The sequence below is a fragment of the Thermoanaerobaculum aquaticum genome (assembly GCF_000687145.1).
In the GTDB taxonomy this organism is placed as follows: Bacteria; Acidobacteriota; Thermoanaerobaculia; order Thermoanaerobaculales; family Thermoanaerobaculaceae; genus Thermoanaerobaculum; species Thermoanaerobaculum aquaticum.
The window spans coordinates 76897-99825 of record NZ_JMFG01000006.1 but is presented as its reverse complement, the minus strand read 5'-3'; the positions used below and the strand labels follow the sequence as shown (position 1 = coordinate 99825).

Below are 22929 nucleotides of genomic sequence, written 5' to 3'. Positions count from 1 at the left end.
GCTGCTTTCGGCCAGCCAGGCAGCCGACGCTGGGGCCGCCCAGCGACGGCGGACAGCGGATGCCGTGGCCGTGGCGGCTTTTCATCTTGCCACACACCCGGGTCCCCGGGCGGTGATTTTGGCTCGCGGGGACGAGGCCGAGGACGAGAGCGTCTTTCTGCCTTCCGAGGTTCGCGAGTACTTGCGGGAGCTCATGGTTCCCCTGGTGGTTTGGGACTCCAGGAAATATTCCGGGGACCAGTGGCCCACGGGGCAAACGGTGCGCTCGGTGGGGGACCTCGCTGCTGCGGCCCAGGAGCTCGCTGGTCTCTTGCGACGGCAAACCGTGGTTTGGCTGCAAGGGGCGTGGCCAGCGCGACGGTGTCAAGAGGGCTGGCCTCTGGGCTGGGGGCTGGTGGGCGGGGCGCCGGGTGGGTCCGAGCCGTTGCAAACCACGGGACTTTCGTCCAGCGCTGCCCCTCAAAAGGCAGAAACGGGCGGAGAAACCAGACCCCGGGCCCCGGTTTTTTGGGTGGGGCTAGCTCCTGGCGCCTTGCCGGTGAGGCCGAACGAATGGGTTGTTCGAGTGGGAGGCGCGGTTCGAAAGGTCCAACGCACCTGGAGCCCTCAGGAAAACGGGGGCGGCAGATGGCCGTGTTTTGCTTTGAACAGCCGGTTCCTGGGCGAAGCGGCCTCGGGTGCGGTCAAGAAGCTCTTGCTGGACCATTTGAAGGCTGCTGGCGCCATCTGTGTGGTGGACCTGGAAAAGGACCCGCTGCATGTCTGGCGCACAACGAGTGCTTCAGAGCTTAAAGAGTGGTTTCGGACCTGGGAGCGCGGTCTTCCTCGCCAAAACCCAAGCCAGCGCCTACGGAAGGAATTTGAGGAGAGGCAAGAGCTCGCTTCGCGAAGAAGGGGGGCTGCTAGCGAAGTAGGGCATTCGTCGGATTTCCTCGGTCAAGAGCTGAACCTGGTCCGCAGGAACCTGGGAAGTTTGCTCCTGGCTTGCGAGACCTTGCCTCCCCCGGCGGTTTTGGTGGTGGTTTCCGAGGCTTTGGATCTCCAGCCCGAGCGTTTTTACTCCCGGCATGAGCGAGGGGCGGGGTCAAGTCAGGTTCCCCTTTTAGGTGAGCTCGCTGCGGGTGTGGGCGAAAGCCTCGCCGCCCGGGGGTGCTTGGTATTTGCTGCGGTGGTAGGTCAAAAGACCGGGCCCGGCAACGTTGCCAGGTGGGCACCGCTTCATTACGACCCCCAGGTTCTTCCACCCGAGGACGCGGGTACGGCATCCGTTGAAGAGCTTTCCGGCTGGCAAGCCGTGGTGACAGCCACCGGCGGCAAGGCCCAAGCGCTGGCTGAGTTCCGATGGCCGGCCGAAAGCCTCCGTTTCTGGGCCGTTGCGCTGGAGGCTCAAGAGGGTGAGAGCGTTGGTGGCTCTTTGGAGGTGCAGGGGACAGCCGATGGCACGAGATTCTGGTATCCCCGGCGCATAGACGCGAAAACCCATCCGCTGGTGGGTGAGGAACTCGCTTGGCGAGCGTTGCGGAACAAGGAAAAAGGCTCATTGCCAGTGGTCGCTACGCTCGTTGATCCGGTGGTTTTCGACGATGGTTCAGGGTTGGGTTTGTTGCGAGTGACGCTGCAAAGCTTCAACCTGGGGCTTTTAAACCCAGGAGAGGTTGGGCGGCTCACGGTCTGTGTGGCTTGTCCGGGAACGCTGCCGGCCTTTTCTGCAATCTCGGTGGAAGCCCCGAGGGATAAGTGGGTGTTGGAGCACGAAATCCGTTGGCCATCAAAGGGCTGCCAAGCGGGGGTTGCGGTGGAAATGTGGCCTTTGGGTGCTTGGGGAGCGGCTCTGGTGGAGCTTGGGACATCGGGCGCTTCGTAGGGCGGGAGGGATGGTTGCGGGCGAAAGGCGTTGAAGGCAAGGGGCGTGTTCACAGGAAAGGTTTCAAAACGAACGGGCTCCACTGGCGGGTGACGGGCAGCGAGAGGTTTGTGCTGGCAGGTGCGCTTGCAAAGTGGCGCCGCGCCATTGCCGGGGTGGTCCCGTTGGAGCCTGCGTGCGGTGAGATGCTGGAGGCCCGGCTTGGCAGCGGCCGGGACGTTGAACCGAAAGACATTAAGGAGGTCCGCATGAAACGAGCTTGGTGGGTGTTGGTTCTGTCGTTGTTGACCGTTCCGGTGCTTTCACAGGAGCCCTTTCATGAGCAGGTGGCGGTGACGGCGGTGAGCACCGTGATTCGCTGGGAAAACCGCACCGCAGGTGGCCCGCCGCGCCCGGAGCAACTTGAGGTTTTGTTCAAAGGGCAGGCGGTCCCGGTATTGGCGGTGGAGCCAATTCTGCCGCAATTGCCGACCCCCGTTGGGGTTTCCTCCGAGCCAGCTTCGGCGCCTGTTCCTCCAACCACAGCCCTGCCGGCGCAAGAAAGGCGAGGTGTGCTTGTGCTGCTTGTTCGTGATCTTTGTTCCCCTCGCAACCGGGACGCTTCGGTGGCGAAACTCCGGGCTTACGCCGAGGAGCTCACGCGCGTAGGCCCCGTGCTGGTTGCGGCCTCGCCGGGTTCCGATGAAGGGGCGAAGCTGTGCGAGGATAGCGAGTGTTTGCGAAAGGAACTCAATGATCTGAGCAGGATTTTCGTGGTAAATTGGCAAATTAAGCTGCGCAAGGAGGCTCAATCCTTTTCCAGTGTCGGCTTTGACTCCCAGCTCGTAAGTATGCTTTCCGGAGGGGAAGAAATTGCGAGAGTCCGCGGCGCGCTTAAGGCTCTGCGGAACTCGCTTCTGCAGTATAGCGGAGGAAAGCGTTTGGTGCTTCTCGTTTGGGATGGATTCGATCTAAACCTTCAGGGCCCTTATGGCTCTCTTGGCCAGTCCAAGCAATCTTCGGGAAGGGACCAAACAAAAACGGAAGGCCCTACTTCCGTGGGTCTTCTTGATGCGAATTTCCTTGCGGAGGTTCAAGAGTTAGCGGCCGTAACGGCGAACTTGGGTGTTCCCGTTGTTTCGCTCAACCCCGGCTACATGGAGGCGTACTCGCCGGTGTGGTCGGCGCAGTTTCGGCGGCCGGCGGTTTCCCCCGAGGTCTTTGGGCGGGGGAGTGTGGCGGTGGGCGAGCTGCTGGTGGTGGCGGCGCATGAGCCCATGCAGTACTTGGCGGACGAGACCGGGGGTGCAGTGATTCCGCCGCGGGAAAGCTTAGGGGAAGGGCTCAAGCGCTTGGAGAACACCTACCTTTTGTGGTTTCAGGTGCCCATGGCGCCGGATGGCAGAACTTATGACCTGGAGGTTCGGGTCAAAGAACCTGGCCTCAAGGTATGGGGGCCGAAGCGAATCACGTTGGGAAGTCCCGGTGGTCAGGCGGTCGCCCGGGCGAGGGAAGCGGTGATGAGGGGGTCCTTGGCCGAAGGGGAGTTGGCACCAAAGGTAAGTTTGGAGGTGCAGAAGGTGGAGGGGAAGAGCCGGCTGGGGAGGTTGGAGGTACGAACCGACCTGGGGGCGGTGCGGCAGGTTCTTGAGAAGGTGAGCCGTGCCCGCCTGCGTGTGACGGTGGCGGTGCACCTGAGGAAGGGCGAGCCCTTTGTGCATCAGGAGGAGTTTGAGCAGGCGGTGGGTGAGGAGTCCGAGGGTACGGTGTGGACCTACGAGGCGCCCATAAAGCTCCCCAAGGAAGCGGAGCGGCTGGCGGTGGTCATTGAGGAGCTGCGAACCGGGACCTGGGGTGCAGCGGTGGTGGATTTGGGGGCGGAAGGCGCTCCCTAGGGGCCTTCGCTCATTTGAGAACGAAAATTTTCCGTTGAGAGGGGCCTAGAAGACTGGGCGCTGGGCGTTTTGATATTTTGATTTGGCGGCATGGGTTTTGAAAGGCGCGGGCTTCGCAGCGTGGGTTTTGAAATGTCGCAAGGGACGCGAAGAATTCCCGGGGCTGCCAATCGTCGGGGCGGTGAAGTGGCCGAAAGCCTGGGGCACGGGGGAGATGAAGGTCATTTCCGGCGGGCAAACCGGGGTGGATCGGGCAGCGCTGGATGCGGCGCAGGCGCTGGGAATTCCTTGTGGAGGCTTTTGCCCGCGGGGAAGGCGGGCGGAAGACGGGAGGATCCCCGAGCGCTATCCCCTGGTGGAGCTGGCAAGCTCAGCCTACGCCGCCCGGACCCGGGCCAACGTGGAAGCCGCCGATGCCACCCTGGTGCTGGTCCAGGGTGAACCCGCCGGTGGCACCAGGCTCACCATCCAGTGGTGCCAAAGGCTCAACAAGCCGCACCTCGTCCTGTCCCCTTTGGAAGTTCAGGCGCTCCAAAAGGCCCGGGATTGGTTTGCGGCCGTGAGGCCTGACGTGCTGAACGTAGCGGGTCCCCGGGAAAGCCAATGGCCGGGCGGGTATCAGGTGGCTTTTGACTTCCTGGTCAGGCTTTTTCAATCCCTTCGAGACTCCTGCCCGGAACCTAAACGGGAAACACGGGAGGACGAAGGCCCATAAAGCTCGGCGGCTGCGGGCAGATTCCAGGGTGGGACCCATTGAAAACCAACCAGAACAGGGCCGTCTTGCTTTCTCCATGCTCGGAGTGGGTTATGCTCCCGGCGTGCGGGGTCATGGCCTGCCCAGGGTTGTTGCCTTTCACAAGCCCCGAGGGGTGGTGGTATCGCGGGTGAGCGAAAGAGGGGCGCCCACGCTTTTCATGCTGCTCCCGGCGGAGTTCCGTGGGTTTTACGCGGTGGGCCGTCTGGACAAGGATTCGGAAGGCCTGATCCTCCTGTGCAACGACTCCCGGGTTGCCCAGCGGCTCATGGATCCGGGGGTTTTGCCCAAAACCTACCTGGTGACGGTGCGGGGCTTGCCCAGCGAAGCTGCACTGGACCGCTTGCGCGCCGGTGGAATGGAGTTGGATGGGCGAAAGACCCGGCCAGCGGAAGTGCGCAGGCTGGGCAAGGCTCCGCGGGGCGGCACTCGCTTGGAGGTGGTGCTCCACGAAGGCATCAATCGGCAAATCCGCCGTCTGTTCCACGCTTTGGGACACCGGGTGCGCCAGCTGAAGCGGGTGGCGGTGGGTCCGGTGAGCTTGGGTGACCTGCAACCTGGCGAGCTTCGGGAGCTGAGCCGGGAAGAAGTGCTGCAGCTTCTCAAGGAGGCCGGGCTTCTGGAAAAGCGCGGAAAGCTGGGAGGGCAAGAGGTGTGATCTTGCTTCCCATAAGCGAGCCATCAGACCCTCCAGCGCCCGTGATGGCTCTTCGTAATGCCATTAAGAAAAGGCCCGCTCTTGCGGGCCCGTCGACGCTCTTGATATTGCTGGAGCCAACGGTCGGACTCGAACCGACGACCTGCTGATTACGAATCAGCTGCTCTACCGGCTGAGCTACGTTGGCCCGCCGGGCGAATTTTAGCAAAAAAGCTCACCCCCCGCGGAGGGGGGGTGGGCCAAGGGGGGTGCGGGCAGGCAGCCCGCGGGGGTACTGCCACTAGTAGTTGACCGTGTAAGTCTTGCTGCCGTGGCAGGTGGGGTAACAGGTGCCACCGTTAGAACTATGGGTGTAGTTGGTAAGGCCCGGGCTGCGGCCGGTGACGATGAGGTGCGGGCGGGTTGTGGACCCATGGGTTTCGTGGCAGGCGCTGCAGGGATACCGCCTGTTCCCTACGTGGAAGGTGTGGCCCTTGGTAAATGTTGGGGGATTGAACCGGCTGTAGCCCTTGACGGTTGTGGTGGCGCCGTCGTTGGCGTAGGTGTCGTACCGGTGGCACAGGAAACACAGGTCGTTGGAGCTCATGGTGCGCTGAGCCGACGAAGGGCTAAATGGCCGCTTGAGGATGTACTGGTTTGCCGAACCGTGCACGCCACGAACGGTCCCATCGCTGCCGTGGCAACTGGAACAGTAGGTAAGGCTGGAGCTTGACCAGCCGTTGACGAAGGCGTTGGCGTTAATCCCGGTGTTTTTTCCCACAGCTTCCACCGGGTGGTACGAGGGGTTGTTGGGGTTTAGCTTAAGCGCCAGGTTGGTTTGCCCCGAAGGCTGGCTGGTCCAGCTGGAGTGGCACTTGAAGCACACCTGGTACTCGTACTGGGCCGAGGTGAGGAACGTGTAGGTGGGAGTGGTGCCGGCGGCGCCGTTGGTGACCGCCACCCCAGACGCGCCTTTGAGCAGCGCCGAGATGGTGGGAGGCGCAGAACCGGAGCTGGGGCCTTCAGCCTGGTGAGGGTTGTGGCAGTCAGTGCATTCCGCGTGGCGGTTGCTGGTTCCGAAAGCCGAGGAAGCGCTTTCGTTGGGCTGATGGCGGCCCGAGTAGCTGGTGGCCGGGTGTTTGTAGGTCTTCAGGAAGTCACCACGCACGTTGACAGCCACCGGAGCCCCATCGTGGCAGGTAAAGCAGAGGTTTTCTTCAGCGTCGGCCAAAAGCCAGTTGTAGTCCGTACTGGGCGAGGCGTTGTTGGGCCAGCCGTGAACCGCGTGGCACTGGGTGCAGGCGCCCCGCTGGCTGGCATCGGGCCGGGCAGGCAGGGTGCTGCCGTACTGGCCTCCGGGCCATAGAACCCCGTTAGTGGTGGAGGCGTGAATCGGGTTGCTGCCGCTGGGGCTTTTCACGTGGCAGTCCTGGCACAGCGCCTTATGCGAGGTCAGCCGCAAGACTGCACCGTCGTTGGCGGGCGCGTAGTGCACCCTGTGGCAGGTAAGGCACCGCACCTTGCCGGTGGTCTTGTCCAAGGGAAGCTGCGTGGGTTGCTTGAAGCTACTGGTTGTGGGGACAGACACCGCCACCGGATGGGAGCCCTGGGAGGAAAGGGTTACGGTCCGGGCCGCGTGGCAGTCCTCGCAGATTTGCGCCACGTTGTTGGCGGTGCGCTGGTAGTGCCGGCCATTGCCGGTGCCGGAACCGGCATAAGCGGGGGCCTGGGGATCGAAAGGTTCGGCGGCTTGGCTGTGCTGATCGTGGCAGGCGGAACAGGTAAGCCGCCCGTTTTCCAGCCGCTGGAGTACCGAAGTGAGGGTAGGGTTGCGGAGGTCAGGGCGAACGTAAAGGTAAAACACGTCCCCGGCCACAAAGGCGGGAGAGGTGGTGCCAGGTTTGAAGGTGACCGTAATGCCTTCGTCCAAGGCCACGTTGGTGCCGGTGAGCAGGTTGCTGCCGCTGCCCCCCGGTGGGCTGGTGGCGCTCCAGGAAAACCGCGCCACCCCCACATCCCCGCTCTGGGTGATGGAAATGGTGTAGGTCTTCGGGTAGCGGCCGGTGTAGGTGCCTCCGGAAACCACCGTGCCCGTGGAGGTGTTGGTGGTCCCAGGTTTCACGTGCCCCACTGCCGAGGAATCCCAACGGTGAGAGGTGCCGCTGGGCGTTTGTCCAGAGCGCAGGCCGGGCCAGGGGAACGCTTGGTCCGTGAGGTAAAAGGGGTGGCTGTTGGCGAGGCCGCCAATGACGTGGCAGCTCAAGCACAAGTTGGCGTTTCCGGAGGTGGAAGTGAGGGTGCCCCCGGGCGCGGTGTGGGGGGTGTGGCAGTCGGTGCAGGTGAGGCCAGCGGTGGGCCAATCGTGGGGCGGGTCCGCCGCCCAGGCCAGGAAAGGAACCAAGAAAACCAACCACGATGCGCGCTTCATTGCTTACCTCCCGGGCCTTGCTTGAGGATGACCATGCCCTCCACCGGGACCCCGTCGCGGAACTCCAGGCTCACGGGAATTCGCAGTTCGCTACCCACAACGTCCTGGGGCTTGGGGGCGAACTGCACCAGAACCCGCAGGGTCCACAGGCCTTGCGCGTTAGCTTCGAGCTTGCTGTTGAGAACGATGGGTGCGGTGCCGCTGAGGCGAAGGGTTGCCGGGTCCAGATCCCGGGCGTCGCGCTCCAGCGGCGTGATGGCGAGCCACACCGTCAAAAGCCGGCGGCTTACTGGCACGGTGTCTGGATCGGCGCTCACCTGAGCCGCCACCACATGGGGGTCCTGGAAGCTGTCCAACCCAAAGACCTCAACTTTGCCGGTGTTTGGGGAAGCCACGAAGAGCCGGTTTAAGGGGTCTAGGGCGAGACCCACGGGGGTGAAGAGCTGGCCGGGACCCTCGCCAAAGGTTCCCACGGTGGAAAGCGTGGGGCCCGCAGGATCAAAGACCCGCACCAGGTCTTGGAAGCTGTCCACGAGGAAAACCCGGTCTAAGGTGTCGGCCACAAGGCCGTTGGCTCGCACCAAGAGGCGGCTGGTGCCCATGCCGCCGGCGCGGCCAAAGCAACGGAGGAAGTTGCCGTCGAAGTCAAAAACTTGCACGCGCGCGTTGCCCTGGTCTACCACCAAAAGCTCGTTACGGGTGTTGACCGCCAGGCCGGCGGGAAAGAAAAAGCGCCCGGCGGTGGTTCCAGGGCCGCCAATGGTTTTGATCCAGCCGCCGGTGGGGCTGTACACCTTCACCGCGTGCTCGCCGCCATCGGCTACGAACACCAGCTTGGCCTGGGGAGCCACGGAGATGGCGGTAGGCAGGGCAAACTCACCCTCTCCTCGCCCTAAGTAGCTCACCGGGCGAATGCCCGCGAGGTCGAAAATCCTTACGGCACCGGGCTCGGTCTCGGCCACGAAAACTCGCCCTTCGTCATCGGCCGCTACCGCCACGGGTTGTTGCAGCCCGGTCCAACGGGTTTCCAGCCGTCCGTAACGGTCCCGCACCTCCACCACCCCGGCTTTCGCATCGGCAACGAACAGCCGCCCGCTGGCATCGGTGGCCAGGGCTTGGGGTGTGGCGGTGACGGCTAGAAAACGAAGGTAGGTCACCTGGGGGGCAGGGACCGTGGGCGTTCCCCGGGAACTGCAGGTTTGTGCCAGCCCGGGCGTGGGGAAAAGCCCAACCATCGCAACTTGCGATGCAAGCGTGGCGACGGCAATTGCTTCCGTGAGGCCAAGCTTTTTGATGCGCCAAAAAATAGTCTTGGCGCGCATAGAACGCCTCCTTACTTGATGTGACACGTCAAACATAGGGCGCTACCCTGGTTTGACTTGCGCATAAACGGGGGGATTCCCGGATCGTGAACCTGATGGCAGGTGGGGCACTCCACCCGCCCTGAGTACAGCTTCACGTCGCTCCACCCGTTGCTGAGGTCCGGTGGGAGGTTGAACTTGGGGTCCTGGGCGGCGGTGGGGTAGACGATGGCGATGGGGTGGTCGTCCCTGAGGTCGGTGCCTTGCCAAAAAGCCGGTGGGTCGCCGTAGTACTCGGGATGGCAGCGCTGACAGTTAGGCCATGACGTGGTGTCGGGGATGCCTCCGGGCCCTGGGGCATTGATGAGGTCGTGTTTGTCGGAAACGTTGTAGCCACGGATGACCTCCCAGCCTACCGTTCCGTCGTGGCAACCCAAGCACAGCATGGAAACGGTGGTTTGGGGGTTTCCGGGTGTGGTGTTCATGGTGGGGCTGGAGTAGGGTTGAAAAACCTTGTCCAAATCCACCGAACGGTTCCACAGGGGAGCCTGAATGGGAAGTGAGGGGTTGGCAAAGTGAGGCGTGTGACAAAAGGCGCACACCTGGGTGGAGTAGGGGTCCCAGTTTGTGGAAAGGTCATGTTTGGAGCCTACGATGCTGGCACTCCAGGGGGGATAGGTCACCATGGGATCCAAGAGGAAGAGGAACAACGCGAGGAGGGTCATCGCTTGATTTTTCGACATGCGCATAGCCAGCACCCCCTTTGGGGCGCAAGCAAACCCCGTGCCTTGCTACGCCAGGGTGTCGGTGCTTCAGCGGGGCCGGAGATGGGGATTAATCCCCAACCCCGGTGGGGAAGGTGGGGAGAATTTCCCAGGTGAATGGCCCAGGGTCCCTGGCGGTGGGGGCGGATTGCCGGGTCCGTAGCTTAAGGGATCGTGGTTTTTCCCGTGGCAGGTGAGGAAGCAGCTGCCCTGCCCGGGGCCGGTGGAAAGGAACTGCAGGCGACCGGAAGCGGCCGGGGCCACACCGGCCAAGGTAGTTTCCTCGCCAAAGCGAATTAACGCCCGGTTGTTAGGGGAGCCGTGGCCGTTGTGACAGGTGGCGCAGGAAGCGCGCTCGTCCACCACGTGCTTTTGATGGTAGGGAAAGGGCGATTGGGGCGAAAGCACCTTTTCCCGCTGGTGGCAGCGGTAGCACAGGGCGTAGGCTTCGGGGCTTTCCCCCTGACCGTCGGTAGTGGTGTAGGGAGCGCGCAGCAAAAACCGGGTGGAAGACCCGTGGGGCCCTTTGGGGCCTTGAGGGGCGTCACTTCCGTGGCAATCCGTGCAGTTGATTTCCTTCCCCGAAAGGCCGGGGCGGAGCGAAGGCGAGCGGTTGCTGCTGGGCCGGTGAACCGGGTGAAAGGACTGGCTGGGGTAGTCGAAGTAGCGGGAAATATCGGCGAGGCTTTGGGTGAGGGCCCCTTGGAAACCGTGGCAGCTCTCGCAAAGCTCAAACTCAAACTTCCGGGGGTTTTGGGGGGAAAGCTTCTTGCCACCGGAAGGATTGACCGTTGCCCCGCGGTGGGGCGCGTGACAGGAGGTACAGGTCACCCCCTGGCGGCTGGAGGTGGCCAGGGGGTCCATCGGGTGCTGGTAGGGCAAAAGCAAGGCCCGGGAAATATCCGCCGGATTGGCAGTTGGCTTCAAAAGCCCACGTCGGATCGCCTCCTGCCGCGCTCCCTGTCCACCGTGACAGGTGAGGCAAAGCTCCTGCTGCGGTACCCGGAGCATGGGCGAGTTGCTCTGGCCATGGCCCTGGTGGCAGGTGAGGCAGCCGGCCGGCAGCTGGGAGCGGTCCACGTGCCCGGCCCCCGGCGCCGCCAAAGCCGGCCAGGAGGCGAACCAGAGCGCGGCGATTACCGCAGCTCGTGGCATGCCAGGCACACCTCATCCACGGTGGGTCGCACCCAAAAGTGGGGAACCACACCGGGTTGGTAGTAAGGATCGGCGTGGGGGTCGTGGCAGGTGGTGCATTGGAGCTTCCCGTCCTTGTCCAAGCGCACGGTGGGATCGGCGGCAATCACCGCCTGGGCCTTCACGCCCATATCCCGCTCGTCGTCAGGATCGAGTGAGCTTTCGGGCAAAGGAATCGAAACCGGGTGGCTTCCGGAGAGGTCTCCCTTTTCCCGCAAACCTCCAACCGAGAAAGCCTTCAAGGTCTTGGCCGCCGGGGAAAAGCCCTGGGCCACGCTGCCGTCGTGGCAGGAAAGGCACAAGCGGGAGGCCCCGTCCGGTTGCGGGGCCGGGGCCTTGCCGCGTCCTGCGGAAACCTCCGGAACCCGGAATTGCCCCTGGGGCACCGGCCGCCCCCACAGGGGTGCGGACACGGTGGCGGAGTGGGGGACATGGCAGAACTTGCACACCTCCTTTTCGCCCAGGACCTTCACTTCGCCGGGTCCAAAGGCCGAGAGGTTATGCACGGTATGCACCACGCTGGTGCCTTGCGCCCAGCAACCCGAAGCCAGAAGCAGGAAGCAGGTGGCAAGCTTCACGGTCCCTCCTGGGCCTTTACGCGAAACACCACGATGCGCCGAGCCAGCGCATCGGCCACCGCAATTTCTCGCCCGCGGGCAGCGATGCCGGCGGGCATGGAAAACAGGGGCTGGGAAGCCGTTTCTCCCCCCAAACAGGTTAACAGGTGACCCGCGGGCGAAAACACGCTTACCTGGTTCAACACGCCATCGCTCACCCAAAGCTGACCTTCCCCATCTACCGCCAAACCCTTGGCGCGGGGGGTGCTGCCGGGGCTGTCCCCGAGCCCGCCAACAACTGCCGTCACCTCCCCGGAGTTGATGTCAAACGCCTGAATGCGGAAGTTCAAGGTGTCCGCCACCCAGAGGGTGGTGCCGGAGGCGGCTAAAGCGGTGGGGAAGTTGAGCTCGCCTTGGCCGACTCCGCGCTGGCCCAAGGTGGGCCGGGGGCAAACAGGGCCCAGGCAGCGCAGCTGATGGGCTGTGGTTTCGGCCACCCAAAGCCCGCCCCCCACCCAGGCCAAACCGGTGGGGCGCTGTAAGCCTTCGGCCAAAACCGATTGAGGACGCAAAGCTTCGTCCAAAAGCACCACCTTGCCGGCCGGGGGGTCGCTCACCGCAACGCCGCTTGGGATGGCGGCCGCAAAGAGAGGCTCGGCAAACACACCTTCCGGCGAGCGCAGCAGTGAACCTGCAGCAAACCGCAAAACCCTCCGTGCCCCGGAATCCACCACCAGCAAATCTTCGCCCAGCCAGGCTACACCGTAGGGGCGCACGAAAAGCGCCTCAGCCCCCGAGCCCACCATGCGGCGCAGCCACGGCATGGGGATGTCGGCGGTGGTTTGCATGACCGAAACCAGCTCCACCCTGGGCGAAGGGCTGGACCAAATGAGCTTGGGAACCGCAGTTGGGGTGGTGCCGCAGCTGGCGGCCGCCCACGCTGCAGCCAGGGCCAGGGCCTTCCTCACCGGATCACCCCCCGGCGAACCGGAGCGGTGATGATGGGCAACCACCCGCCCATGCTCCGGGAAACCGTCCAGGTTAAGCCCCGATCCTCGCGCGGCGCGCCAAGGTTCCAGCGGTCCTCAAGCCAGTACAGCCGCAGTTGCAGTTGGTACGCGCCCAGATACCCCGTCATCGCCACTTCCTGCCGCTTGGAGTCTAACCAAGGCTCGCCGGGAAGGCGACGGCGGTCTTGCCGGTGGCTCAGGGTGAGCCCCAGGAAATGGAAAGGGCGCAGCGACAAAACCCCGGAAAAGTAGGCGAGTTCTTGTTTACGCACCGCGAAGTACTGGCTTTGGCCCACGTTGATGGCCAGGTTCCCCACAGGGAAGCCCGCCTGCAGGGTGTGGGTAAGGGTTTTGCTTTCCAGTCGAGGGAGGTTCCAAGTGGGGGTGGTTTCCCGCTGCCACCAGTCGGAAAAGGCGGAAAGCTGCACAGCACCCAAGTTTCGGCGGAGGGTGAGCCGCGCCCGTCGGTTGTCCTCAGTACCCAAAGCCAAAAGCGCCTGGGGTTCCGGTTGTGGACCCACGTCTTCGGCCGCTTGCCGCAGCTTGTTCTTGGCGTAAGCAAGCTCCAGCTCCCCTTGCAGGACCTGGGGCGATCCCGAACGCAGGGTAAGCCCGGCGGAGGTGCTGGCGTAGGAGCTGGTGGCGCGTTGGTCGGGGCCTTCTTGGGTGAGGCGTCCCAGAGCGGTAGCTGCCGAAAGGGCAAGCTGCCCCAGCTTCCCCTGCCTTTGGTAACTGGCGGTCAACCCCAAGCGGGGCGCCTGGGTGGAGTAATCCCCGGCTTGCTGACGAGCGGCACCCACGTCAACGCCCAGGTCAAAGCCGCCCGTAAAGCTCCTTTGTGCCCTTAAGGACAGGTCATGGGTCACCGACGCTTCGCTCCCCTCGCTTTGGGCAAAACCTCCGGCGTAAAAGGCCGACAAAACCCAGGACGACGGGGTTTGATGGGTGAGGTTTTGGCGAAGCGAGCTTTGAACGTACGAGCTTCCACCGCGGCCAAACTCCCGTTGCAGACCGGAAAGGGAAAGGTCCCAGCGGGTGGTGGGCGTAAAGTTCCCGTGGGAATCCCAGGTAGCCGTAACGTCCCGGTACCTCAAACCCAGCACACCGTAGCTGCGGTCCTGGTGGTCCAAGCGCAGATGGTGCTGCAGGCGTTGGCCGCTGCCGCTCCAATCGAAAAACGCCCGCTTTTCGTCTTGGGTCTTGCTTCCTTCCAAAAAGCGGATGGTGGATGCGTCAAAGCCCAAGAGGGCACCGGCCAGGAGTCCGTGGCGAAAGCGCAAGCGCCCGCCCCAGCTGGTGGTTTGCTCGGGTGTGCCGGCAAAGGTAAAGGCGGGCAAATCCGCCAAACCCTGGTAGTCAAACCGCGAGCGGGAGGCAAACAGCTCGAGGGGATAGGCGCTTTCCGGAAGCAAACCCAAGCGCAGGGAAAAGCCCGTGCGGTTGTTGTCCACCGCCATGCCCTTGGGGTAGCGGGAAAAGACCAGGTCTAGCCCCAGGTTGAAGCGGGCAATGGCTGGGTGGACCAAAAAACCGTTAAGGTTGAAGGCCAAACCCAGGACCTGCTCCTGGTACTGGGAAAGGACCTGGCCCTGGGAGGTGTTCTCGTAGCTCCGACCCCCGGCGCGCACGTTGGCCTGCCAGCTCCACTGGCCGAACTGCTGGGCCAAAGCCGGAGCAGCGAACAAGAAGCAAATTAGGAAAAGCTTAAGGTGCCGCATGGGCCAAGCTGGAATCCAGGATCACCACGGCGTGACGGCTCTTCACTTCGGCAAAGAAGCGCTTTTCCGCTTCAAGCCTCTTCTTTTCCCCAAGCTCCCGCTGAATGAGGGGCCGCGCTTCATCAAGCGTCATGGGCCGGGCAAGCCGCCGCTCCAGCACCCTGACCACGTGAAACCCTTCGGAGGAGCGCACAGGTCCTAGAAGCTGTCCCACCCGGGCGGTCCACACTGCGGTTTCCAGCGGTTCCACCAGGCGCCCGCGGTGCACCCAGCCCAAATCCCCGCCCTTGACCCGGTAAGGGTCATCGGAAAGCTGGGAAGCCAAGGTGGCGAAATCTTCCCCCCGTTGCAGGCGGGCAACGAGGTCCTTTGCTTCTTGCTCGCGTTTTTCCCAGGTCTTGGCGTCGGCGGTAGCGGAAACCTTGAGGAGAATATGCTGGACGCGCAACGCTTCGGGCCACTGGAAACGCTCTGGGTTAGCTTTGAAAAAGGCCGCGATTTCCTCCTCACTGACAGCCGACGGGTTAAGGATGAAGCGCTGATAGGCTTTTTCGGCGAGGAGGGTTTCCGCCAGGATCCGCTCGTGGTCTTTTCTGGTCCAGCCCCGGGCTTTTAAGGATTTTTGATACTCCTCCGGGCCCAGCTGCTTTTCCATGGCCGCCACCTGCAGCCGAGCTTCGGCAAGCGGCAAGGCGAGACCCCGGTCTTTGGCTCCCGCCACCAGAAGCTGCCGGCGGATGAGGACAGAAAGCTCTTTCACCCGCAGCTCCTGCAGTTTCTCCTCGCTCACCCGGGTGTGTTGGTACTGGCCCTGAAGCACCCGGGCCACGTTTTCGTCCAAAATCTCCCGGGAAATGGTCACATCCCCCACCCGGGCCACCGGTGTTTGCGCGCCCAGCGTTGCTACTGTTCCCAGAAGCGTGAGCAGTGCCAGATGTTTCATGGTCCCCCCAGCACACCGAGCGGCGGGAAAACCCGCCGCCCGGTGGACATGCTACGCCTTCGAAAAACTACTTGATGTGGCAGGTGAGGCACAGCGCCGAGCCGGTGTTGTCAGCGCGCAGGAACGGCGTGTACTGGGGATCGTGCACGTCATGGCAGGAGGCGCACTGCACGGTCCCGGCCACCAGCCAGCCCTGAATGGTGGGGCTGGTTGCTGGGTCCACCAAGCCGCCGTCGGCATTGGCCAAGGCCGTGTTGTACGTGAAGTTCACCGGATGGTCATCGGTCAGGTTCGTGCCAATGTTGGCGGTGCTGATGATGCGACCGGAGGCATCAATTCGTCCGCTAATGGGATTGACTGTAGGCGCACCGCTGGGTGGATTGTTGTACATGGCCAACACCGACACCGTTCCATCGTGGCAGCTCATGCACAGGAGCGAAACCGACTGCGAACCCATGGCTGCCCCGCCAATTTCCGCCGGGGTGGCGTTCATGGTGGGGCTGCTGTAGACCCCAAAGCTGGCAGTAGCTGTACCCTGGTGGTTCCACAGTGGATACTGGCCGTTGGCAGCGCTCGCCTGGTGGGGGGTGTGGCACACCACGCAAACCTCCGTTAACCCTTGGCCGGTGGGGGTGCCGCCCCCGGAGGCCCGCAGGTCGTGCTTGGAGCCCACGATGGAAGCGGCGCTGGCGAGACCCACCGCCAAGATAAGAGAAGCAAAGACAACCAAAACTTTCTTCATACATCCTCCTTTCCTGGGCTTTCCCTTCTGGGAAAGCCCCCTGTCGCATTTGATGCAAAGCAAATGCCAAGCGATACAGATTTCACCGCTTTGTGTAATCTTCTCGTAATCAAGCTGTTAACAAGGCGCGGTGGGGATGGATAAAAAGAAGCTGGGGAAAAATCCCCACCCTGTGGGTTTCATTCCCCAGTAGTGGGTAGGTAGCGGAAGAGCTGAACCCTGCGGCCCAACTGGTCCACCACCGCAAACTCCCCCGGGCGGACGGCAATACCCGAAGCAATGCGGAACTGCCCCGGTTGCTCGCCGGTTTCCCCCACAAAGGTGAGCAGGCGCAGCTCGCGGTCGAAGATCTGCACGTTGTTAAACGCGGCGTCGCTGACGTACAGGCGGCCTTGGTTGTCAACGGCCACGTCCTTGGGCCGCACGAAGTTGCCAAATCCCACGCCCAGTCCGCCAATTACCTGCAGAAAGGTCCCGTCACTGTCGAAAACCTGCACCCGGGCGTTGATTTGGTCCACCACAAAAAGGTGCCCTTCGGCGTCAAAGCACAGCGCCGAGGGGAAGCTGAACTGGCCTTCCCCGGAGCCCCTTTCCCCAAAGCTTCCCACCACTTTGCCGGTCGCTGCCTCGAAGATCACCACGCGATGGGCTTTGGAGTCGGTGACGTAGAGCTTTTTGCCGTCCGGGGAAACCGCGGCATCGGTGGGGTTTTCCAACTCCCCGGGTTTGCCGTACGCGGTCTTCAGTTCCCCCTCCGGCCCATAGGCCAAAACCCGCTTGAGATCCGCGTCGGCCACGTACACCGTGCCGTCGGGTCCCAGCCCCAAGCCCAGGGGCGTCTTCAAACGCAAGCTGCCGGTGGTGCCAAACACGTCGTAGCGGCGGTTTTGCTGATCAAACCGCACCAGCGCGTGCAGGCCGGGGTCTGAAACCCACAGGCGACCTTGAGCATCGAACAACGCGGCAAAGGGCTTGCGCAGGAAGTCAAAAACCGCGTGGGGGGAGGCGCCAATGAGGGCTCTTTTCCATTTGCTTTCGGCTTCCACATCGGCGCGCCCGGAAAGGATCGTCACCAGGCGGATCTTGGCTTCATCGGGTGGTGGGGGCCAGACGTAGCGGGCATAGGGATCGGCCTCTGTCTTGGCCTGTTTAGGGGCAGAAGCACAGGCGGAAAGAACCGCGACCCACAACAAAAAACAGGCTTTCATGTTCACCCTCATTTGGCGTGGCAGGTTTCGCAGGTAACCGGCTTGCCATCCTGCCCCTGGCGGGCGAGCGCCCGACCTTGACCCTTGTGGGGGTCATGGCAGGTCAGGCAGGAAAGCTCGCCGGTAAAGCTGCTTTTGTTGCGCCCGGCGGCGGTGGGGGTGCCCAAGACCCGGTGGCCGGTCACGGGGTGGTTGCGGGTGCCGTCGGGGGTAAGCCGCAGCCGCGCCCATTGGCTCCACTGCTCGCGAGGAACCGTGAACTTGCCAAACAGCGTCACCTGCAGCTCCGACGTGGCCTTGGCCACATGGCAGGCGGTGCAGAGCTCGGGTCCTTCTTTCCGCAGGAGCTTGTCCTTGCCCTGATGGGGCTGGTGGCAGGCCTGGCAGCCCAGAACTTTGATGACGCCGTGGGCGGTTTCTCCCGGTCCGGGCAGCTGATCGGGGTGGCACTCACCGCACACCGAAGCGGGCGTGGCTTTCAGGAGGCTAGATTGCCGCGAGGCGTGGGGGGAATGACAGGCCACGCACTCGCCGGCTTCCACCGCCCCGTGCACATCCCCCTTGGCCAGGTTTTCTTCCATGTCCGAATGGCAGGCAAAGCACAGCTTCCGGCTGCCGCCTTCCATGACCTTTTGAGCGCTGCCCTCGTGGCAGGCATCGCAGCTCCCCTCCGCAAAGGGCGGGTGAGAGGAACCTTCCGCCAGCAGGTGCACCCCTTGGCTGCCGTGGGGGTCGTGGCAGCCCACGCACGCCAGCTTGTCCCCTTTGGCTTGCAGGTGCTTGGCCGCGAAACCCTTGTCGCTTCCGTCATGGCAGTTGCCGCAAAGTTCATTGACTGGAGCCTGCAGCAAGCCGGAACGGTCGGCCTGGTGGGGTTGGTGGCAGGTGAGGCAGTCTTCCTGCGCCGGGGGGTGCGGGGTCTTGGCTTGCAGCTTCTTTCCCACATCCTGATGGCATCCCACGCATAACGCTGGGCCGGTGGCTCGCACCAGGTGCGGTTGGGCGGAAAGGTGGGGGTTATGGCAGGCGGTGCACTGGCCTTTTTGCACCGCCCCGTGCACGGTCCCGGAACTCCAGGTTTTTTCTTGCTGGCTGTGGCAGGCAAAGCACAAGGCGGCACCGGTTTTTTGCATCAGCACCTTGCTGCCTAACCCCTTCCGGTGGCAAGCCTGGCAGGTCTTTTCGGCAAAAGGCGGGTGGAGCACCTGGCCCAGAAGCATGCCCTTCACGTCGCTTCCGTGCGGGGCGTGGCAGCCCACGCAGGAGCTTGCCAGCACCGGCAGAGGGTGTTTGTCCTGCACGTCTCTTTCCCCGTGGCAGGAAAGGCACAGCTTTGGTGGTCCTTGCGACAAAAGGTGCTTTTCCGTGCTGGCGTGGGGTTCGTGGCAGGAGGTGCACTGATCGCCCACGGGGGGATGGGCGCCGGTGAGGGTGAGGCTTGCTGGCTTGCTGAGCCCTTTGTGGCAGGAAAGACAGAGGTCAGGCTGGGATGCGGCCAAGGCTACCTGGGTTTTCTCCCCTTCCTTGGTAAAGCGATGGCAGGTAAGGCACTTCTTCTCCGCCGGAGGGTGAGCTTGCGCGGATGGGGGGAAGAGCTGGTGACAGGTGCTGCAGCGGGTGGTCTCAGGGTTGACCAAGCTCGGATGCTGCTTGGCCAAAACCGGGAGCGCCACCGAAGTCAAAAGCAGCACCTGGGGAAAAATACCCAATAGCCACCGCCTTACAGCCAAGGTCCGCCCTCCTTTCTCTCCGGTGCGCACCGGGCAACCCCTTGCACGGGCTGGAAGTTACCCTTTGGCCGGGTTAAGCCGCAAAGCTTGCGGCTTGACCGCCCTCGCCCGTTGAAGCAAGCTCTGTGCCAGCTTCCTGGTACGGGGCGGTTCATGCTTCATCCAACTCTTCCAGGTCTTTGGGCCAGCGACCGGCTTTCCGGTACTGCTTGACCCGGTACCGCAGCTGATCGCGACTGATGCGCAAAAGCCGTGCGGCTTCCGACTGGTTTCCCTTGCTGGCCCGCATGGCGTTCACAACGGCGCGAAACTCCAGCTCTTCCAGCGGCACCAGCTCTGCGGTGGGCTTGTGAGCTGCGGGCTCGGCCTCCACTTCCCCCCAGTTCAAAGCGCGGCCCACCACCACTCCGCCTTCCTCCAAGAGTGCGGTGCGCTCCATGAGGTTTCGCAGCTCCCGCACGTTGCCGGGCCAGGAGTGGTTTAAAAGCGCCGCTTCCACCCGCGGGGCAAAGTGGCTGAAGCGCTAGCCCAGGGGGGCGGCAAAGCTCTGCAAGAAATGGCGGGCCAGGGGCAGGATGTCTTCCCGGCGTTGCCTGAGGGGAGGCACCCAAATGGGGAATACGTTGAGGCGGTAAAAGAGATCGGACCGGAAATGCCCCTCGGCCACCCGTTGCTCCAGGTTGCGGTTGGTGATGGCGATCACCCGTACCTCCACCCGTATTTCCCGGGTTCCACCCAGTCGGCGTAAAGTCCGCTCTTCCAAAAAGCGCAGCAGCTTGGCCTGGAGGGCCAAGGGGATTTCCGCCACCTCGTCAAGGATGACGGTGCCGCCGTCGGCAAGCTCAAAGACCCCTTTGCGGCTTTCGCGGGCGTCGGTAAACGCCCCTTTTTCATAGCCAAAAAGCTCGCTTTCCACCAGTTGCTCGGGAATGGCCGCGCAGTTAATGGCTTGCAGGGGGCCGCTGGCTTGAGGGGAGTTGGCGTGGATAAAGCGAGCCAACACCTCCTTGCCCACGCCGGTTTCTCCTTGAATGAGAACGGTGGTGGGTGCTGCCGCCACTTGTTTAGCTTGGTCCAGCACCCGCAGCATGGCCGGTGAGTGGGCAATGAGGGGGCCTTTAATTTTCGATTCCGTGAGGCGCCGGAAACCCTCGGCGTCCCGGGAGCTCCGACGCCAGGCACTGGCCTTCTCCACCACCTCCAGCAGGGCTTCCTGGGAAACCGGCTTGGTGAGGAAGTCAAAGGCCCCCATCTTCATGGCCCGCACCGCGTCTTCCACGTGGCCGGAAGCGGTGACCACGATGATTTCGCTTTCCCGTAAGTTTTGCTTTTCCTCTTCAATCAAGTCCAGACCGAACCCATCGGGGAGACCGAGGTCCAAAAGCACGATGTCTGGGCAGTGCTGGTGCAGGTGCTCTTTGGCTTCCGCAAGGCTTCCCGCCTGGTGCACCTGAAACCCTGCCTGCTCCAGCCAGCGGGCCATGGACCAGCGGAGGAGCTGTTCGTCTTCAACGAGCAGGACCAATGCCATCCTAAGGTTCCTCGGTTGTCCTTTGAACTTGCACAGGCAGCAGCACCAGCACTTGGGTACCTTGCCCGGGCTGCGAGTCAATCCTGATGGTACCCCCGTGCTGGCTGGCGATTTGCTGGGCGATGGCCAGACCTAACCCCGTGCCGCCTTCCTTGGTGGTAAAGAACGGCTCAAAAACCCGCGGGAGGTTTTCCTTGGGGATGCCGCAGCCGTTATCCGAAACCATCACCGCTATCCCGTCGTTTTGGGGGAAGGGCGTGGCGGAAACCGTGATGGCTCCATTGGGGGGTGTGGCCTGGAAGGCGTTGGTCACCAGGTTGATGAAGAGCTGCGACAGCAAATCCGGATCGGCTTCCAGGGTTGGGAGCGCCCGGGGGATGCGAACCTCGAAAGTGATGTTCCGCCGGCGGGCCCGGGGTTCAAAGAGCGTAGCCATCTCGCGGAGAAGCTTAGCCAAATCCACTTTGACCCGTTGCGGCTTGGCGGGACGGGCCAGCGTCAGCAGTCGATCCAACGTTCCATGGGCCCGTTGCAGCTCCCGCAGCATTTGCGCAAGGATCTCCGGCTGGGGTGCCTCGCCTCGTTTGGCGTCCTGCACCAGGGTTTCCAAGGCCGCCATCACTGCAGCCAGAGGGTTTTTGATCTCGTGGGTAAGCCCGGCCGCCATTTCCCCCAGGCAAGCCAGCTGTTCCGCTCGGGCCATAGAAGACGCCAGGGCGTTTTCGTGCTCCTGCTCCTTTCGCAGCAGTTGGAGAATGGTGGCTTGCAGCTCCGCAGCCATGGCCTCCAGGTCGTACTTGGAAACCTTGCCGCCTGGGGTAGCCGCTTGCAGGCTTTCCTGGATTTGCTCCAGAGGGCGGGCAATCACCAAAGCTTTAAGCCAGCTCATCACGATCAACAGGCCGAGCCACACGGTGGCAATGACCGCGAACCCGCTGCGCACCCAACCTTGCGCGGCCCGCAAGGGGACGGAGATGTCCTGCCTCATGACCACAAAGCCCAGTGTCTCGCCTTCTTGGTTGTGGCACCGCCGGCATTCCGGTAGGTTTTCCAGCCGACGCACGCCGGTGACCCAAAGTTCTTCCCCCTGTGGGCCACTCCACGCCGTTTTTTCCTTCAGGCTTTTGGCCACCAAGGACGCGAGCTCTGCTTGCGGAAGGCTTGCGGGGTCCGTAGCAACGGTGACCCGGCCGCTGGAATCCAGGAGAGCAAGGCTGATCGTGCGGTAGTGCCGCTGACGGGTGAAGATTTGGCGGACCTCTTGGCTCCCATGAAGCTTCATTGAGTCGGCAAAGTAAGCTTCCACCTCGTTCAGAAGGGAAGTGGCGATTTGCTGGTAGTCGTTGACAACGCCGTGGATCGCGTGCCGGTAGATATAGCCAAAAAGGGCCGTAAAGGCCACCAGATGGATGAGGATTACCGGCAGCAAGGTGCGGATTCGCCAGTCGCGCACCAACGATGCGAGCTTCTCGGCGATCCGGTGGTTGCCGTCCGGCTTTTTAGCCTCTCCTTGTTCCTGCATATCCCCCCGCAAGCGGAGCCCCTTACCCCGCACCCTGCCCACACCAGTCTAGCGGATTTTCGCTCGAGCGTAAAAGGACCGTAACGGCTGTGTGTTTAAGGAAAGTTGAATTCGATTTTTTTACTGCCGTCAGGCTACTGCCGAGTAAATAAGCCCGCAGCATGGCGTAGCATGAGCGGGTGCGACGGAAAGTTCCGGCCTTGGAGCTTCTGGCTTACGCGGTGGTTTGCCTGGTGTGGGGTTCCACCTATCTGGCCATCAAGGTGGGTCTTGACTCCTTTAACCCGTTTAGCTTTGCAGCCCTTCGCTACTGGGCGGCGGCGCCTTTGATGGGGCTTTTGGCGGCCCGTGCGGGGGTGCGTTTTCGCTTTGAGCTGCGGCACCTGTGGCCAGCCTTTGGGGTGGGGGTGCTTTTCATCGGCCTGTGCAACGGCATGGTGTTTTGGGCTGAAACCCGCTTGGATTCCTCCTACACGGCGCTGTTGATTACTGCCAGCCCCTTGTGGACCGCGCTCCTCTCGGCGCTGGCGGGATCATGGCTGCCGGGGGAGGGACGGCTGGGTGTGAGGGGCTGGTTGGGCATTGCCGTGGGTTTTGTCGGCTCTTACTTCTTGCTTCACCCCGAAAAGGTGCTGCCTGAAAACTTCTTTGCCGCCTTGGTAGTGGAGGGATCGGTGGTGATTTGGGCGGTGGGTTCCCTCTGGGTGCGGCGGGTGCGGGAGCGCTACCATCCGCTGGAAATGGCCACGTGGCAAATGGTTTCCGGTGCGCTGGTGCTCAGCTTCATCGCGCTGGTGAGGGGGGAACGGCTTCTCCACAGCCCTTTGACTGCCGGAGCGGCTTTGAGCTTGCTTTACCTGGTGGTGTTCGGCTCATGTTTGGCTTTTTCCGCCTACTTTTTCCTGCTGCGAGCCTGGCCGGCCACGCGGGTGGCTACCTCGGCGTACATCAACCCGGTGGTGGCGGTGAGCTTAGGGTGGTTGGTGCTGGGGGAGTGGCCCGGGCCGGAAGCCCTGCTGGGAGGGGTGCTGGTGCTGGTGGGGGTCAGCCTGGTGCTGGGCTCCCCGCAGCCTCCCCCGGCGCCTGCCGAGCCAGAGTAAGTTCCGTGAGCAGCATCACTTGGCTTGGGGTTGACAGCCCTGGGCGAGCTTG

Annotated in this window: 19 protein-coding genes, 1 tRNA gene and 1 pseudogene; 5 read left to right on the top strand and 16 right to left on the bottom strand. The window is 62.9% G+C overall.

Going from position 1 to position 22929, the window contains the following annotated elements; translation table 11 throughout:
- The first annotated feature begins 70 nt into the window (after positions 1 to 70).
- From EG19_RS02735 to EG19_RS02720, 4 genes are all read left to right on the top strand, one after another.
- Positions 71 to 1864 (top strand): hypothetical protein, encoded by a 1794-nt coding sequence (locus EG19_RS02735; RefSeq protein WP_152543870.1) that lies wholly within the window; start codon positions 71 to 73, stop codon positions 1862 to 1864.
- A 1037-nt stretch (positions 1865 to 2901) separates the two neighbouring features.
- Positions 2902 to 3738, top strand: a complete 837-nt coding sequence (locus EG19_RS13340) for a hypothetical protein (protein WP_152543869.1) — start codon at positions 2902 to 2904, stop codon at positions 3736 to 3738.
- A 181-nt stretch (positions 3739 to 3919) separates the two neighbouring features.
- Positions 3920 to 4453 (top strand): putative molybdenum carrier protein, encoded by a 534-nt coding sequence (locus EG19_RS02725; protein WP_235208690.1) that lies wholly within the window; start codon positions 3920 to 3922, stop codon positions 4451 to 4453.
- 103 nt (positions 4454 to 4556) lie between these two features.
- A complete protein-coding gene (locus EG19_RS02720; RefSeq protein WP_161685305.1) occupies positions 4557 to 5150 on the top strand; it encodes a pseudouridine synthase in 594 nt (197 codons plus the stop codon).
- Between the two features lie 111 nt (positions 5151 to 5261).
- Here the strand turns inward: EG19_RS02720 and EG19_RS02715 are convergent.
- The 16 genes and pseudogenes from EG19_RS02715 to EG19_RS02650 all read right to left on the bottom strand — a co-directional run bounded on the left by EG19_RS02715 (position 5262) and on the right by EG19_RS02650 (position 21819).
- Positions 5262 to 5337 (bottom strand) — tRNA-Thr (locus EG19_RS02715).
- A 93-nt stretch (positions 5338 to 5430) separates the two neighbouring features.
- On the bottom strand, positions 5431 to 7557 hold the full coding sequence (locus EG19_RS02710) for a cytochrome c3 family protein (protein WP_038047177.1): 2127 nt from the start codon (positions 7555 to 7557) through the stop codon (positions 5431 to 5433).
- Complete coding sequence (locus EG19_RS02705; protein WP_038047174.1) at positions 7554 to 8879, bottom strand: NHL repeat-containing protein; 1326 nt, start codon at positions 8877 to 8879, stop codon at positions 7554 to 7556. The genes EG19_RS02710 and EG19_RS02705 overlap by 4 nt, the downstream gene beginning before the upstream one ends.
- An 11-nt stretch (positions 8880 to 8890) precedes the next feature.
- Positions 8891 to 9583: a cytochrome c3 family protein gene (locus tag EG19_RS02700; RefSeq protein WP_038047171.1), complete on the bottom strand. Its 693-nt coding sequence runs from the start codon at positions 9581 to 9583 to the stop codon at positions 8891 to 8893.
- Positions 9584 to 9670: 87 nt separating this feature from the next.
- A complete protein-coding gene (locus EG19_RS12255; protein ID WP_053334800.1) occupies positions 9671 to 10777 on the bottom strand; it encodes a cytochrome c3 family protein in 1107 nt (368 codons plus the stop codon).
- On the bottom strand, positions 10759 to 11394 hold the full coding sequence (locus EG19_RS02690; RefSeq protein WP_038047168.1) for a cytochrome c3 family protein: 636 nt from the start codon (positions 11392 to 11394) through the stop codon (positions 10759 to 10761). Before EG19_RS02690 ends, EG19_RS12255 begins: the two co-directional genes overlap by 19 nt.
- Positions 11391 to 12341, bottom strand: coding sequence for an SMP-30/gluconolactonase/LRE family protein (locus EG19_RS12250; protein ID WP_053334799.1), 951 nt, complete (start codon positions 12339 to 12341; stop codon positions 11391 to 11393). Before EG19_RS12250 ends, EG19_RS02690 begins: the two co-directional genes overlap by 4 nt.
- Entirely contained in the window at positions 12338 to 14101 is a 1764-nt protein-coding gene (locus EG19_RS02680; protein ID WP_038047165.1) for a hypothetical protein, read from the bottom strand. The genes EG19_RS12250 and EG19_RS02680 overlap by 4 nt, the downstream gene beginning before the upstream one ends.
- A complete protein-coding gene (locus tag EG19_RS02675; RefSeq protein WP_081799864.1) occupies positions 14088 to 15044 on the bottom strand; it encodes a peptidylprolyl isomerase in 957 nt (318 codons plus the stop codon). The genes EG19_RS02680 and EG19_RS02675 overlap by 14 nt, the downstream gene beginning before the upstream one ends.
- Positions 15045 to 15111: 67 nt before the next feature.
- Positions 15112 to 15786, bottom strand: coding sequence for a cytochrome c3 family protein (locus tag EG19_RS02670; protein ID WP_038047162.1), 675 nt, complete (start codon positions 15784 to 15786; stop codon positions 15112 to 15114).
- 179 nt (positions 15787 to 15965) lie between these two features.
- On the bottom strand, positions 15966 to 16994 hold the full coding sequence (locus EG19_RS02665; RefSeq protein ID WP_161685299.1) for an SMP-30/gluconolactonase/LRE family protein: 1029 nt from the start codon (positions 16992 to 16994) through the stop codon (positions 15966 to 15968).
- Between the two features lie 8 nt (positions 16995 to 17002).
- Positions 17003 to 18724 (bottom strand): cytochrome c3 family protein, encoded by a 1722-nt coding sequence (locus EG19_RS02660; protein WP_161685296.1) that lies wholly within the window; start codon positions 18722 to 18724, stop codon positions 17003 to 17005.
- A gap of 151 nt (positions 18725 to 18875) precedes the next feature.
- Positions 18876 to 19055, bottom strand: coding sequence for a helix-turn-helix domain-containing protein (locus EG19_RS14535; protein ID WP_456119743.1), 180 nt, complete (start codon positions 19053 to 19055; stop codon positions 18876 to 18878).
- Between the two features lie 63 nt (positions 19056 to 19118).
- A pseudogene (locus tag EG19_RS14530) lies at positions 19119 to 19229 on the bottom strand (AAA-type ATPase lid domain-containing protein); the annotation flags it as partial.
- 18 nt (positions 19230 to 19247) lie between these two features.
- The gene (locus EG19_RS02655) at positions 19248 to 20255 is read right to left on the bottom strand and encodes a sigma-54-dependent transcriptional regulator (RefSeq protein ID WP_053334797.1); all 1008 of its coding nucleotides are present in this window, start codon (positions 20253 to 20255) and stop codon (positions 19248 to 19250) included.
- Position 20256: 1 nt separating this feature from the next.
- Positions 20257 to 21819 (bottom strand): sensor histidine kinase, encoded by a 1563-nt coding sequence (locus tag EG19_RS02650; RefSeq protein WP_152543866.1) that lies wholly within the window; start codon positions 21817 to 21819, stop codon positions 20257 to 20259.
- Between the two features lie 137 nt (positions 21820 to 21956).
- Here EG19_RS02650 and EG19_RS02645 point away from each other — a divergent pair, with 137 nt between their 5' ends.
- On the top strand, positions 21957 to 22877 hold the full coding sequence (locus EG19_RS02645; protein WP_081799862.1) for a DMT family transporter: 921 nt from the start codon (positions 21957 to 21959) through the stop codon (positions 22875 to 22877).
- Positions 22878 to 22929 lie beyond the last annotated feature (52 nt).

Excerpts from the sequence above, each read along its gene's own strand:
- EG19_RS02665 (WP_161685299.1), bottom strand. The coding sequence starts at position 16,994 with ATGAAAGCCTGTTTTTTGTTGTGGGTCGCGGTTCTTTCCGCCTGTGCT.
- EG19_RS02700 (WP_038047171.1), bottom strand. The coding sequence starts at position 9,583 with ATGACCCTCCTCGCGTTGTTCCTCTTCCTCTTGGATCCCATGGTGACC.
- EG19_RS02710 (WP_038047177.1), bottom strand. The coding sequence starts at position 7,557 with ATGAAGCGCGCATCGTGGTTGGTTTTCTTGGTTCCTTTCCTGGCCTGG.
- EG19_RS02705 (WP_038047174.1), bottom strand. The coding sequence starts at position 8,879 with ATGCGCGCCAAGACTATTTTTTGGCGCATCAAAAAGCTTGGCCTCACG.
- EG19_RS02670 (WP_038047162.1), bottom strand. The coding sequence starts at position 15,786 with ATGAAGAAAGTTTTGGTTGTCTTTGCTTCTCTTATCTTGGCGGTGGGT.
- EG19_RS12255 (WP_053334800.1), bottom strand. The coding sequence starts at position 10,777 with ATGCCACGAGCTGCGGTAATCGCCGCGCTCTGGTTCGCCTCCTGGCCG.
- EG19_RS02655 (WP_053334797.1), bottom strand. The coding sequence starts at position 20,255 with ATGGCATTGGTCCTGCTCGTTGAAGACGAACAGCTCCTCCGCTGGTCC.
- EG19_RS02680 (WP_038047165.1), bottom strand. The coding sequence starts at position 14,101 with ATGCGGCACCTTAAGCTTTTCCTAATTTGCTTCTTGTTCGCTGCTCCG.
- EG19_RS02675 (WP_081799864.1), bottom strand. The coding sequence starts at position 15,044 with ATGAAACATCTGGCACTGCTCACGCTTCTGGGAACAGTAGCAACGCTG.